We start from the raw sequence: 13,254 nt of genomic DNA, 5'->3' as shown, positions 1-13,254 counted from the left end.
CGGTTCACGGGGCCGGCCGCGGAGCGGGCGCGGCGGTGGCGGACTGCCAGCGGTAGCCGCGCGGGGTGACCATGCGGCCCGCGATCTCACGGGTGGCCGTGTTGCCCACGGTGACGACGGTCATCATGTCGACCACCGCCGGGTCCAGCGCAGCCAACGACGTGACCAGGCTGCTCTCGTCGGGCCGCGAGGCATTGCGTACGACTCCGACCGGGGTCGCCGGGTCGCGGTGTCCGGCCAGGATCGACAGCGCCTTCGGGAGCTGCCAGTCACGGCCCCGGCTGCGCGGGTTGTAGAACGTCACGATGATGTCGGCCTCGGCGGCGGCCCTGACCCGGCGCTCGATGACCTCCCACGGCGTGTGCAGGTCGGACAGGCTGATCGAGACGTGGTCGTGGCCCAGCGGGGCGCCCAGGATCGCGGCGGCCGCCAGCGCGGCCGTCACCCCCGGCACACCCACCACGTCGATGTCGGCGCCCGCCTCGGCGAGCGCGGGCGATGCCATCGCGTACACCCCCGCGTCACCACTGCCGATCAGCGCCACCGCATGCCCCTTGCGGGCCTCGGCGACCGCCGTGCGGGCCCGCTCCTCCTCGGCGCCGAGCCCCGACTCCAGGACCGTGGTGCCGGGCCGCAGCAGGTCCCTGATCTGGTCGACGTACTGATCGAGCCCGACCAGCACCGACGCCCGCCGCAGCTCCTCCCGGGCGCGCGGCGTCAGCAGATCGCGGGCACCGGGCCCGAGCCCGACGACGGCGAGCCGGCCGCGCGGGGCCCTGCGCACCACCGCGCAGGTGGCCATCGCCGCCCGCCCCTCCGGCCGCGACTTCCGCTTCGGCACCAGCAGTTCACCGCCGCCGGCGAGCGCGGCGGCCTCCGCGACCGAGGGCGTGCCGACGGCGGCGAGCGGCGCTTCGGACGGATGCGGCACCTCGATCCGGGCCAGCTCGTCGGCCGGGTACGTCCGCAGCGGCACCCCGAGACCGGCGGCGGCGGCCACGATCCCGGGCTCCCCGGCCTTCGCGTCCACGGTCACCAGCTCCGCGACGCTCAACGGCGAGAGCCCGGCGTCCTCCAGCGCCTCCCGGACCAGCCCGAGCACCTCGTCGGCGGGCGCGTCCTTGGAAGCCCCGACCCCGACGGCGAGCGAGGCCGGCCGCAACACGGCCTCCCGCGAACCGAGTCCGACGACGCGGTCGGTGATGTGCAGCACCGCGGACCCGGCGGCGCCGGGGCTCACGTTCGGCGGCAGAGCGGGCAACGGCCGCACCACGTCGGCCCGCAGCGCCACCGGAGCACCGTCGAGCATCGCCCGCGACACCCCCGCGACATCCCCCTCCACGGGGAGCCCCAGCGTGTCCAGACCGGGCACGCCCACCGCGTCCGTCGCCGTCGTCACCACCGGCGCCGCGCCCAGCACCTCGCCGACCGCGACCGCCAGGACGTTCGCCCCGCCGCCGTGCCCGCCGAGCAGCGCCACCGCATGGCGCCCCGCCTCGTCGACACAGACGACGCCCGGGTCCGCCGCCTTGTCCACGAGCAGCGGTGCCACCAGCCGCACCACGGCCCCCGTCGCGAGGAAGCACACCAGCTGCTCGCACTCGGCGAACGCGCGCCGCACGGCCTCGCCCACCGGACCGTCGTAGACCACGGCACGGCCGGGCCAGGCCGAGGCCAGCCGGTCACGGGCGACGGCACCCGCCGCCGTCGCGGAGATCAGGCCGATCACTGGATTGCTCCTTCACTTGCACCGGCCGCGGAGCGGACGCCCCACAGCAGAAAGACCGGATTGGCCGCCGCGAGCCGGGTCACGTCACCGGGCAGCGGCGCCAGCCGCGACGACTGCAGCAGCACACCCTCGGGCACGAACCCGGCAGCGGCCAGCGCCGACCGCACCGGCCCGACCCGGTCCAGGGCCGCCACCGCGACCACCACGGCCCGCCGCGCCCGCCGGGCGCACGCCGTCACGATCGCGGGCAGGTCGTGCCCGCCGCCCCCGACGAACACCGCGTCGGGGTCCGCCAGATCGGACAGCACTATCGGCGCGGCCCCGTGCACCGCCCGTACGTACACACCGTGCGCGGCGGCGTTCGCGCGGATCCGCTCGACCCCGTCCGCCGTCTTCTCGACGGCCACGGCGGCAGCGCCGAGCCGCGCGCACTCCACCGCCACCGATCCCGAACCGGCACCGATGTCCCACACCAGATCTCCCGTACGCGGCCCGAGCCGGGCCAGCGCCAGCGCCCGCACCTCGAACTTGGTGATCATCGAGTCGCGGTGCTCGAACTCCGCCTCGTCCAGCGCCCACCCGGCCGGACCGGCGGCCGGACCGCCCACCGTCCGCACCGGCGACAGGGCCCTCGACTCGTCCAGGCACAGCACCACGCTCACCGGGTCAGGCCACTCCCGGTCCGCCGCCTCCCGCAGCGTCAGCCGCTCGACGCGCTCGCGCTCCGGATCCCCGAGCGCCGTCGCGACGACCAGGGTCCGCTCCCCGCTCCGGTACAGCAGCCCCGCCGCCAGCTCCGCGGGCCCGGCACCGGGACCGGTCAGCACCGCGACCTTGGGGTGCGCGAAGCACACGTTCACCGCGGTGCGCGGATCACGCCCGTGCGCGCTGACGACGACCGCGTCGTCCCACGGCAGTCCCAGCCGGGCGAACGCCACCGCGATCGACGGCGCACCCGGACGCACATCGAGCGCCGCCGGACCGAACCGCTCGGCCAGCGCCCGCACGATCCCGAAGAACCCCGGATCGCCGGAGGCCAGCACGACCACCCGCGCCCCGTCATCGGCGAGGTGCTTCCCGATCCGGTCGAGCGCGGGGGCCAGCGGCCCCAGCACCAGCCGCCCGGCGCCCGCGGGCAGCGCGGCGCCGTCCAGATGGCGCCGGGCCCCGACCACCAGCGTGGCCCCGGCCAGCTCCCGCACGGCGTCGGGGCAGAGCGGCGCCCCCGTCCCCGTACCGAAGACCCGGATCACGAGCCGGACCGCTGGGCGCGCAACTCGGCCCGGGCCGCCTTGTCGGCCTTGCGGTACCCGTGGAAGTGGCCCGGGTGGTAGAGGTGCGAACGGGTCCCCGACGCCGACAGGGCAGGGCCGACCAGGAAGAGCGTGTGCTTCCAGAGCTTGTGCTCCTTGACCGTGGCCTCCAGCGTCTCGATCGTGCAGTGCAGGATCAGCTCCTCCGGCCAGGTCGCCTGGTACGCGATCACGACCGGCGTGGACGTCGGGTAACCGCCCTCCAGCAGCTCCTGCGTCAGCTGACCCGACCGGGCCGCCGACAGGAACAGCGCCATCGTCGTGCCGTGCCGGGCGAACTCCCGCACCTCCTCACCGGGCGGCATCGGCGTCTTGCCGCCGCCGAGCCGGGTCAGGATCACCGACTGCGCCACCTCCGGGATCGTCAGCTCGCGCTGCGCGATGGCCGCGACCGCCGAGAACGACGACACCCCGGGCACGATCTCGACCGCGACCCCCAGCTCGCCGCACCGGTCGACCTGCTCCTGGGTGCCGCCCCACAGCGCCGGGTCACCGGAGTGGATGCGCGCCACCTTCAGCCCTTCGTCGCCCGCCCGCCGGTAGACGGCGACGACCTCTTCGAGGGACATCTGCGCCGAGTCGAGGATCTCCGCACCCTCCCGGGCGTGTTCGAGGACCTCCTCCTGCACGAGGCTGGCCGCCCAGATGACGATGTCGGCGTCCGCGATGGCCCGCGCCGCCCGGAAGGTCAGCAGATCGGCGGCGCCGGGTCCGGCACCGACGAACGTCACGGTGCCGCGGGTGGGCGCGGCGACTGCGCCGGCTGCGTCGACTGCTTCGGACATGGGACGGGTCCTTTCGAGAACGTGGAACGTGGGATTCGGGGATGCGCGCACCGGGGTCAATCGGCTAGCAAGAGCCCATGGCGGTGTTCGTCGCGCTCGGCGCGTTCCTGATGACCCTGGTCGGCGGCTGGGTCGCCCAGCGCGTCACCGACCGCCGCCACCTGGTGCTCGGATTCGCCGGCGGACTGATGCTCGGCGTGGTCGGCCTCGACCTGCTGCCGGAGGCCATCGAGGCCGCGGGCGGCCTCGTCCTCGGCGTACCGGCCGCCCTGCTGCTGTTCGTGGGCGGCTTCCTCGTCGCGCATCTGGTGGAGCGCCTGCTCGCCGTACGCCAGGCGGCACACGGCGCGAGCGAGGAGCGGGTGCCGCAGGTCGGCCTGACGGCGGCGGCCGCGATGGTCGGCCACAGCCTGATGGACGGCGTGGCGCTCGGCGCCGCCTTCCAGGTCGGCGGCGGCATGGGAGCGGCCGTCGCCCTCGCCGTCATCACCCACGACTTCGCCGACGGCTTCAACACGTACACGATCACCAGCCTGTACGGGAACGCCCGCCGCAAGGCCCTGACGATGCTGTACGCGGACGCGGCGGCGCCCGTCGTCGGCGCGGCGACGACGCTCGTGTTCACCCTTCCGGAGGAACTCCTCGGCTGCTATCTCGGGTTCTTCGGCGGTGCGCTGCTCTACCTCGCCGCCGCCGAGATCCTGCCCGAGGCGCACCACGACCACCCGGCCCGCTCCACGCTGTTCTGCACGGTCGCCGGAGTGGGCTTCATCTGGCTGGTGGTGGGCCTCGCGGACTGACCGCCTCACAGCTTCCCGCCCCGCCCGCCGTCGCGCGGCGCGGGCGCGATCAGCGTGGAGAGATACGGCAACGGGCCGTCGGCCAGCTCCGCCGCCGGCCGGATCGACTCCTCCGGCAGCCCGAGCGCCGAACCCCACACCGCGTCCTCGGTCCGCCCCGTCTCGCGCAGGGCCGTGGCGACCTCCTCGGCCAGCCGGCCGAACTTGTACGCGACGACCGTCCCGGGCCCCTCCAGCGCCTCCTTCAGCACGGCCGCCCCCGCCGTCACCGGCACCAGCGTCAACGGCTCGGTGCCCTCGGTCAGCACCGCACCGCTGCGCGCCGCCAGGTCCTGCATGGCGGTGATCCCCGGCACGGTCACCACGGCCGTCCCCGGCAGCAGCTCCCCGATGGTGTGCGCGAGATAGGTGAACGTCGAGTACACATTGGGGTCCCCGATGGTCGCGAACGCCACCGAACCGTGCGTACGCAGCAGTTCCGCGACCCGCGCCCCCGCCGCGTCCCACGCCGCCTCCCGGCGCGCCCGGTCCGTCCGCTCGTTCAGCGCGAACACGACCCGCACGACCTTCTCGGCCCCGACGTAGTGCAGCACGGTCGCCTCGGCCCGCCCCCGCTCACCGGTGTCCATCACCGGCACCACGACGACGGCGGCATCCCGCAGCGCGTTGACGCCCTTGACGGTCACCAGCTCCGGATCACCGGGCCCGACCCCGACCCCGACCAGTGTGTTCATCCCTTGCACCTCTCCACGAATCGGCGGGCCGCACCGGGCGCCGAAGCCCAATGAACATGCAGATAACTCGCGTGCACGCCCTGCTGCACGAACCCCTCGACCCGCCGCTCCGGCTGGTGCACGCCCCAGGCAGGCGCGTCCCCCGCCCCGGGCTCCAGCACGGTGCGGTGGAACTCGTGCCCACGCATCCGGGTCCCGGCCACGGCCAGCACACTGTCCGAGAGCGCCACGGCGTCCCGGTACCCGAGCGTCAGCCGCTCGGACATCCGCGCCTCGGCGTCCAGCACCCCGCACATCGGCAGCCCGTCGAGCGACCGGGCCAGATACAGCAGCCCCGCACACTCGGCGGCGACCGGCGCCCCGGAGGCCACCAGCTCCGCGACGGCCTTGCGCAACGGCTCGTTGGCCGACAGCTCCGGCGCGTACACCTCGGGAAAACCACCCCCGACGACGAGCCCCGCCGTCCCCTCGGGCAGTGCCTCGTCACGCAACGGATCGAACGGCACGACGGTGGCCCCGGCGGCGGCGAGCAGCTCACTGTGCTCGGCGTAGGAGAAGGTGAAGGCAGGCCCGGAAGCGACGGCGACCTTCCGCCCCTCCGGCGTACTTTCCAGCCCTTCTGCCCCACCCAGCCCCTCCGGCGTTTGAGGAGCGGGGTCCGGGACGGAGCCCCGGTTGCGGGAACGGGCGGGGAGGGGAACAGGCCCGCCGCAGGCGCCCACAGCCTCAGCCGCGCTCCACGCACCCGCACCCGGCACGGGAGGCGCGGACCGGGCCAAGGCAAGCAACGCCTCCAGGTCACACCCCGCCCGCACCCGATCCCCCATCGCCGCGACAGCGGCCACCGCGTCGCTCCGCCGCTCGGCCACGGGCACCAGCCCCAGATGCCGCGACGGCACCGCCACCTGCCCGGCCCGCCGCAACACCCCCAGCACCGGCACCCCGGACTCGTCCAGGGCCTCCCGCAGCAACGCCTCGTGCCGGTCGGAGCCCACCTTGTTCAGGATCACGCCGCCGATCCGCACCTGCGTGTCCCACGAGGCGAATCCGTGCACCAGCGCCGCCACGGACCGCGACTGCGACGACGCGTCCACGACGAGCACCACAGGCGCCCGCAACAACGTCGCGACCTGCGCCGTGGAGGCGAGCTCCCCGTGCCCGGACGCCCCGTCGTACAGCCCCATCACGCCCTCGACGACCGCCAGGTCACACCCCTGCGCACCGTGCGCGAACAGCGGGGCGATCAGCTCCGGCCCGCACATGTACGCGTCGAGATTGCGCCCCGGCCGCCCGGTGGCGAGGGCGTGGTAACCCGGATCGATGTAGTCGGGCCCCACCTTGTGCCCGGACACGGCGAGCCCCCGCCCGGCGAAGGCGGCCATCAGACCCGTCGCGACGGTGGTCTTGCCGCTGCCGGACGCCGGCGCGGCGATGACCAGGCGCGGAACACTCACCACTCGATGCCCCTCTGGCCCTTCTGCCCGGCGTCCATCGGGTGCTTGACCTTCGACATGTCGGTCACCAGATCGGCGGCGTCCACCAGCGCGGCGGGCGCGTTGCGCCCGGTGATCACCACGTGCTGGTTGCCCGGCCGCCGGCGCAGCACCTCGACGACCTCATCGGTGTCGACCCACCCCCAGTGCATCGGGTAGGCGAACTCGTCGAGCACGTACAGCCGGTACGTCTCCGCCGCCAGGTCGCGCTTGACCTGCTCCCAGCCCTCCCGCGCCGCCGCCTCGTTGTCGAGCTGCTGATCGCGCTGGACCCAGGACCAGCCCTCGCCCATCTTGTGCCAGGCGACGGACCCGCCCTCGCCGCTCGCGCCGAGGACCTTCAGCGCGTTCTCCTCGCCGACCTTCCACTTCGCCGACTTCACGAACTGGAAGACCCCGATCGGCCACCCCTGATTCCAGGCCCGCAGCGCGAGCCCGAAGGCGGCCGTCGACTTGCCCTTGCCGATGCCGGTGTGCACCACCAGCAGCGGCCGGTTGCGGCGCTGCCGGGTGGTCAGCCCGTCGTCCGGCACGCTGACCGGCTGTCCCTGCGGCATTACGCGGCCCTCCTGCTGTAGCCCTGAACGTCCTTGACCAGCCCGGCGATCGAGTCGGCGCGCAGCTCGTCGAGCGTGACGGCGGTGCCGCCCAGCTCACCCGCGAGACTCGCCGCGAGCCCGAGCCGCACGGGCCCCGACTCGCAGTCCACGACGACGGACGCCGTGCCCTCGGCCTCGTGCAGCCGGGCCGCCCGCGCGGCCAGCGCCACCGGCTCAGGCCCCCCGGTCGCCCGCCCGTCGGTCACCACGACCAGCAACGGCCGCCGCGAGGGATCGCGCAGCCGCTCCACACGCAGCACGTCGTGCGCCTTCAACAGCCCGGCGGCCACCGGGGTGCGCCCGCCGGTCGGCAGCATCTCCAGCCGCGCGGCGGCGGCGTCCACGGACGAGGTCGGCGGCAGCGCCACCTCGGCGTCCTTGCCCCGGAAGGTGATCAGCCCGACCTTGTCGCGCCGCTGGTAGGCGTCCATCAGCAGCGACAGCACCGCACCCTTCACGGCGGTCATCCGCTGCCGGGCGGCCATCGACCCGGACGCGTCCACGACGAACAGGACGAGGTTCCCCTCGCGCCCTTCGCGCGTCGCCTGCCGCAGATCGTCCCGCCGCACCACCAGCCCCCGCCCGGACCGGCCCCGCGCCCGCTGATGCGGGGCGGCGGCCTGCACGGTCGCGGCCAGATGCAGCTTGGTCAGCGCGCCCTGCGGCCGCCGGGCACCGGTCGTCCGCCCGTGCTCGGTACGCGCCCGGGACCGCCGCCCCGCCGCGCCCTCGCCCAGACCGGGCACGCTCAGCATCTTCGTACGGAACGGCTCACCGGCCCGCACGGGCTGCTGCTCGCCGCCGCCGGAGGACTGCCCCCGCGCCGGCTCCTGCTCCTTCTCCCCGCCCTGCTCGGGCACGGACTGCGCGGGCGTGTCGCCGGCCCCGTCCTCACCCTGCGGCGGCGTGTCGGGCCCGTCACCCTCCGGCGGCCGGCCGCCGCCACCGGGCCCGTCCGGGTCCGGGTCGTCGTCCTCGCCGCTGTTCTGCTCCAGCGTGTCGTCGAGCTTGTCCTCGTCGAGCCCCGGCGCGTCGAACGGATTGCGCCGGCGCCGGTGGGGGAGCGCGAGCAGGGCGGCCTGCCGTACGTCCTCGGCCAGCACGTCGTTGCGCCCGGCCCAGGCGGCCAGCGCGGTGGCGGTCCGGGCCATCACGATGTCGGCCCGCATCCCGTCGACCTCGAAGGCCGCACAGGTCGCGGCGATCTGCCGCAACGCGCCATCACCCAGCCGGACGTGCGGGAGCAGCGCCCGGGCGGCCACGATCCGGGCCCGCAACGCGCCTTCCTCGTCGGCCCACCTGGCGGCGAACGCGGCCGGGTCGTCGTCGTACGCGAGCCGGCGCCGCACCACCTCCACCCGCAGATCGGTCTCACGGGAGGCGGCGACCTCGACGGTCAGCCCGAACCGGTCGAGGAGCTGGGGCCGAAGCTCCCCCTCCTCGGGGTTCATCGTCCCGACGAGCAGGAAGCGCGCGGCATGCCGTACGGAGACGCCCTCGCGCTCCACGTAGGAGGCACCCATGGCGGCGGCGTCCAGCAGCAGGTCGACCAGGTGGTCGTGGAGGAGATTGACCTCGTCGACGTACAGGATCCCGCGGTGCGCGTCGGCGAGGAGTCCCGGCTCGAAGGCCTTCACACCCTCGGCGAGCGCCCGCTCGATGTCGAGCGCCCCGACGAGCCGGTCCTCGGAGGCACCGACGGGCAGCTCCACGGTCCGCGCGGCCCGTGACACGCCGGCACCGGTCTCGTGGGGCCCGTCGGGACACGCCGGATCGGGTGCCGCCGGAGCACACGAGAACCGGCACCCGGGAACGACGGCCACCTCCGGCATGAGCGCGGCGAGCGCGCGCACGGCGGTGGACTTGGCGGTCCCCTTCTCGCCACGCACGAGGACACCGCCCACGGCGGGCGACACGGCGTTGAGCAGCAGCCCGAGCCGGAGATCGTCCTGTCCGACGATGGCGGTGAAGGGATAAGGCGTACTCACAAGACCTCCTTGGGGGAACATTCCAGCCCCTCCGGCGTTTGAGGAGCGGGGGTCCGGGGGCGGAGCCCTCGGTTACGGGAAGGGGCGGGACAGGGGAGAACGTCCGCCGCAGGCGCCACACCCACCATGCGTACCCCGCTCACTCGTCCCCCTCCAGATCGCCCTCGAGCTCCAGATACGTGGCCCGCAACCGCTCCAGCGTCTCCGCGTCCGGCTCCGCCCACAGCCCCCGCTCGGCCGCCTCCAGCAACCGCTCCGAAATCCCGCGCAGCGCCCACGGGTTGGACTTCTTCATGAAGTCCCGGTTGGTCTCGTCGAACACGTACTCCGCCGACAACTTCTCGTACATCCAGTCGTCGACGACCCCGGCGGTCGCGTCGTACCCGAACAGGTAGTCCACGGTCGCCGCCATCTCGAAGGCGCCCTTGTACCCGTGCCGCCGCATGGCCGCCATCCAGCGCGGGTTCACGACCCGCGCGCGGAAGACGCGATGCGTCTCCTCACCCAGCGTCCGCGTCTTCACCTGATCCGGCGTCGCCGAATCCCCGACGTACGCCTCGGGCGACTCGCCCGTCAGATGCCGCACCATGGCGACCATGCCGCCGTGGTACTGGAAGTAGTCGTCGGCGTCGACGAGGTCGTGCTCCCGGGTGTCGACGTTCTTCGCCGCCACCGCGATCCGCCGGAACGCCGTCTCCATGTCCCCGCGCGCCGCCCGCCCCTCCAGCCCGCGCCCGTACGCGTAACCGCCCCAGACCGCGTACACCTCGGCCAGGTCCGCGTCCGACCGCCAGTTGCGCGCGTCGATCAGCGGCAGCAGCCCCGCCCCGTAAGCCCCCGGCTTCGAGCCGAAGATGCGGGCCGTGGCCCGTCGGCGGTCGCCGTGCTCGGCGGTGTCCTCGTCGGCGTGCGCCCGTACGTAGTTGGCGTCGGCCGGCTCGTCCAGCTCCGCCACCGCGCGGACCGCGTCGTCGATCAGGCCCACCACGTGCGGGAACGCGTCCCGGAAGAAGCCCGAGATCCGGACCGTCACATCGATGCGCGGCCGTCCCAGCTCGCTGACCGGCACCACCTCGAAGCCGGTCACCCGGCGCGAGGCGTCGTCCCACACCGGGCGGCAGCCGAGCAGCGCCAGGATCTCCGCGATGTCGTCACCCTGGGTGCGCATCGCGGAGGTGCCCCACACCGTCAGACCGACCGACTTCGGGTAGTCGCCCGTGTCGGCGAGGTACCGGGCGATCAGCGAGTCCGCGAGGGACTGGCCGACCTCCCACGACAGCCGGGACGGAATCGCCTTCGGGTCCACGGAGTAGAAGTTGCGGCCCGTCGGCAGCACGTTGACGAGCCCGCGCGTCGGCGAGCCCGAGGGACCGGCCGGGACGAAGCCGCCGTCCAGCGCCTTCAGGATGTGGTCGATCTCGTCGGTCGTCCGGGCCAGCCGGGGCACGACCTCCTCGCAGGCGAAGCCCAGGACGGCGACGGCGGCCGGGAGTTCGATGCCCAGCACCTCCCGGACCAGGCCGGCCACCGCCGGGAGCTCCCAGCCGCGCGCCTCCATGCCCTCCGCGAGCCGGCGGCACAGCTGCTCCAGCAGGTCGATCGCGTCCGCGCCCGTCCGCGCCGGCCCGTCCACCAGCCCGGTCAGCCCGTCCGGCACCTTCACGGCCGCGCCCGGCTCGCCCAGCAGCTCCTTCTCGCTGAGCCCGAAGTGCTCGGCGATGGCCGCCCGCAGACCGGGCAGCGCGTTGGCCGTGCCGCCCCACACCTGCGAGGCGCGCAGCACCGCGAGGACGAGGTTGACCCGGGCCTCGTCGACCGGGCCGCCGCCCAGGATGTGCAGCCCGTCGCGGATCTGGACGTCCTTGATCTCGCACAGGTAGCCGTCGATGTGCATGACGAACGAGTCGAAGTCGTCGTCGCCCGGCTGCTCGTCGACATGCAGGTCGTGGTGCAGCTCGGCGGCCTTGACCAGGGTCCAGATCTGCGCCCTCACCGTCGGAGCCTTGGTCGGGTCCAGGTCGCTGACCAGCGCGTACTCGTCGAGCAGCTGCTCCAGCTTCGCGAGGTCGCCGTAGGTGTCGGCGCGGGCCATCGGCGGCACCAGGTGGTCCACCACCGTGGCGTGGCCGCGCCGCTTGGCCTGGGTGCCCTCGCCCGGGTCGTTGACGATGAACGGGTAGATCAGCGGCAGTTCGCCGAGCACCGCGTCCGGGCCGCAGCCGGCCGACAGGCCGAGGCCCTTGCCGGGCAGCCACTCCATCGTGCCGTGCTTGCCCATGTGGACGACGGCGTCCGCGCCGAAGGTGTTCTCCAGCCAGCGGTAGGTGGCCAGGTAGTGGTGCGAGGGCGGCATGTCCGGGTCGTGGTAGATCGCGATCGGGTTCTCGCCGAAGCCGCGCGGGGGCTGGATCAGCACCACCACGTTCCCGAACTGGAGCGAGGCGAGGACGATGTCGTCCCCGTCCACGTACAGCGAGCCCGGCGGCTCGCCCCAGTGCTCCAGCATCGAGTCGCGCAGCTCCGGCTCCAGCTTCGCGAACCACTGCCGGTAGTCGGCCAGCGGCACCCGCGCCGGAGCCGCCGCGAGCTGCTCCTCGGTCAGCCACTCCACGTCGTGGCCACCGGCGTTGATGAGGCGGTGGATCAGCTCGTCACCGTTGTCCGGGTGGCCCTCGACGCCGTAGCCGGCAGCGCGCAGCGCGTCCAGGACGCGGACGGCGGATGCGGGGGTGTCCAGGCCGACCGCGTTGCCCACGCGGGAGTGCTTGGTGGGGTAGGCGGTGAAGACCAGGGCGAGCTTCTTCTCGGCGTTGGTCTTGTGCCCGAGGACGGCGTGGCGCACCGCGATCCCGGCGACGCGGGCGGCCCGCTCGGGGTCCGCGCGGTACACCGGCACCTCGTCCGGACCCTGCTCCTTGAAGGAGAACGGGACGGTGATGAGGCGGCCGTCGAACTCCGGGATGGCGACCTGCATCGCCGCGTCCATGGGGGAGAGCGCGGCGTCCGACGCGTCCCACGCCGCCCGCGAGGACGTCAGGCACAGCCCCTGCAGCACCGGCACGTTCAGATCGGCGAGCGCGCCGATGTCCCAGGCCTCGTCGTCGCCCCCGGCGGAGGCGTCGGACGCGCGGGTGCCGCCGGCCGCGAGCACCGTGGCGACCAGGGCGTCGGTCCGGCCGAGCAGCTCGTACAGGGCGGCGTCCGCGCCACGCAGCGAACCGCAGTACACGGCAAGGGCGTTGGCGCCGCGTGCCTCGACCGCGTCGCACAGCACGTCGACGAACGAGGTGTTCCCGGAGAGGTGGTGCGCCCGGTAGAAGAGCACCCCGACGGTCGGGCGGCCCTCGACGAACTCCCGCTCGCCGTGCACCCCCCACTCGGGCATCTTCTGCGGCTCGGCGAAACCGTGCCCGGTCAGCAGGACCGTGTCGGAGAGGAAACGGGCCAGCTCGACGAGGTTCCCCGGGCCGCCCTCCACCAGATAGCGCAGCGCCTCGGCGACGACGCCCGCCGGTACGGACGACTCGGCCATCAGCTCCGCGTCCGGCACGGCCTCACCGCCGAGCAGCACGGTCGGGATGCCGGCCGCCTTCAGGGCGGCGAGTCCGTCCTCCCAGGCGCGCTTGCCGCCCAGCAGCCGGACGACGGCGACGGAGGCTCCCTCGATCAGCGCGGGGAGTTCCTCGTGGACATCGATACGGGTCGGGTTGCCGATCCGGAAGGGCGCGCCCGAGGCACGGGCGGCCAGGAGGTCCGTATCGGCGGTCGACAGCAGCAGCACCGTGCTCAGCTGGGCGCTCGACGGGGCGTTCG

Annotated in this window: 9 protein-coding genes; 1 reads left to right on the top strand and 8 read right to left on the bottom strand. The window is 74.1% G+C overall.

Features of this window, described 5'->3' with window-relative positions; all coding sequences use genetic code 11:
- Positions 1-4 precede the first annotated feature (4 nt).
- From cobJ to cobM, 3 genes are read right to left on the bottom strand one after another with little or no spacing between them, the layout of a single operon-like run.
- The gene (cobJ, locus tag OG408_RS09405; protein WP_326669320.1) at positions 5-1,729 is read right to left on the bottom strand and encodes a precorrin-3B C(17)-methyltransferase; all 1,725 of its coding nucleotides are present in this window, start codon (positions 1,727-1,729) and stop codon (positions 5-7) included.
- Entirely contained in the window at positions 1,726-2,982 is a 1,257-nt protein-coding gene (cbiE, locus tag OG408_RS09400) for a precorrin-6y C5,15-methyltransferase (decarboxylating) subunit CbiE (protein WP_266777224.1), read from the bottom strand. The genes cobJ and cbiE overlap by 4 nt, the downstream gene beginning before the upstream one ends.
- Complete coding sequence (gene cobM / locus OG408_RS09395) at positions 2,979-3,827, bottom strand: precorrin-4 C(11)-methyltransferase (protein ID WP_266777222.1); 849 nt, start codon at positions 3,825-3,827, stop codon at positions 2,979-2,981. Before cobM ends, cbiE begins: the two co-directional genes overlap by 4 nt.
- 77 nt (positions 3,828-3,904) lie before the next feature.
- Between cobM and OG408_RS09390 the strand changes: the two genes are divergently transcribed.
- Positions 3,905-4,627 (top strand): ZIP family metal transporter, encoded by a 723-nt coding sequence (locus OG408_RS09390; RefSeq protein WP_266777220.1) that lies wholly within the window; start codon positions 3,905-3,907, stop codon positions 4,625-4,627.
- Between the two features lie 5 nt (positions 4,628-4,632).
- On the opposite strand, the gene cobI is transcribed toward OG408_RS09390, so the two are convergent.
- From cobI to cobN, 5 genes are all read right to left on the bottom strand, one after another.
- Positions 4,633-5,361 carry a precorrin-2 C(20)-methyltransferase gene (cobI, locus tag OG408_RS09385; protein ID WP_285568610.1) on the bottom strand — a complete coding sequence of 243 codons (729 nt, stop codon included), beginning with the start codon at positions 5,359-5,361 and terminating at the stop codon, positions 4,633-4,635.
- Entirely contained in the window at positions 5,358-6,818 is a 1,461-nt protein-coding gene (locus tag OG408_RS09380; RefSeq protein WP_285568612.1) for a cobyrinate a,c-diamide synthase, read from the bottom strand. The genes cobI and OG408_RS09380 overlap by 4 nt, the downstream gene beginning before the upstream one ends.
- Positions 6,812-7,411 (bottom strand): cob(I)yrinic acid a,c-diamide adenosyltransferase, encoded by a 600-nt coding sequence (gene cobO / locus OG408_RS09375; RefSeq protein WP_266777214.1) that lies wholly within the window; start codon positions 7,409-7,411, stop codon positions 6,812-6,814. The genes OG408_RS09380 and cobO overlap by 7 nt, the downstream gene beginning before the upstream one ends.
- Positions 7,411-9,441, bottom strand: a complete 2,031-nt coding sequence (locus OG408_RS09370; protein ID WP_285568615.1) for a putative cobaltochelatase — start codon at positions 9,439-9,441, stop codon at positions 7,411-7,413. The genes cobO and OG408_RS09370 overlap by 1 nt, the downstream gene beginning before the upstream one ends.
- 139 nt (positions 9,442-9,580) lie before the next feature.
- A complete protein-coding gene (cobN, locus tag OG408_RS09365) occupies positions 9,581-13,231 on the bottom strand; it encodes a cobaltochelatase subunit CobN (RefSeq protein ID WP_285568724.1) in 3,651 nt (1,216 codons plus the stop codon).
- Positions 13,232-13,254 lie beyond the last annotated feature (23 nt).

The sequence above is a fragment of the Streptomyces sp. NBC_01257 genome (assembly GCF_035917255.1).
In the GTDB taxonomy this organism is placed as follows: domain Bacteria; phylum Actinomycetota; class Actinomycetes; order Streptomycetales; family Streptomycetaceae; genus Streptomyces.
Note: the sequence above shows the minus strand (reverse complement) of the source record. Positions and strands in the feature narration are given on the sequence as shown.

Bases quoted from the DNA above. Each gene is read 5' to 3' on its own strand.
- OG408_RS09390 (WP_266777220.1), top strand. From the start codon at position 3,905: ATGGCGGTGTTCGTCGCGCTCGGCGCGTTCCTGATGACCCTGGTCGGC.
- cobI (WP_285568610.1), bottom strand. From the start codon at position 5,361: ATGAACACACTGGTCGGGGTCGGGGTCGGGCCCGGTGATCCGGAGCTG.
- cobO (WP_266777214.1), bottom strand. From the start codon at position 7,411: ATGCCGCAGGGACAGCCGGTCAGCGTGCCGGACGACGGGCTGACCACC.
- cobM (WP_266777222.1), bottom strand. From the start codon at position 3,827: ATGTCCGAAGCAGTCGACGCAGCCGGCGCAGTCGCCGCGCCCACCCGC.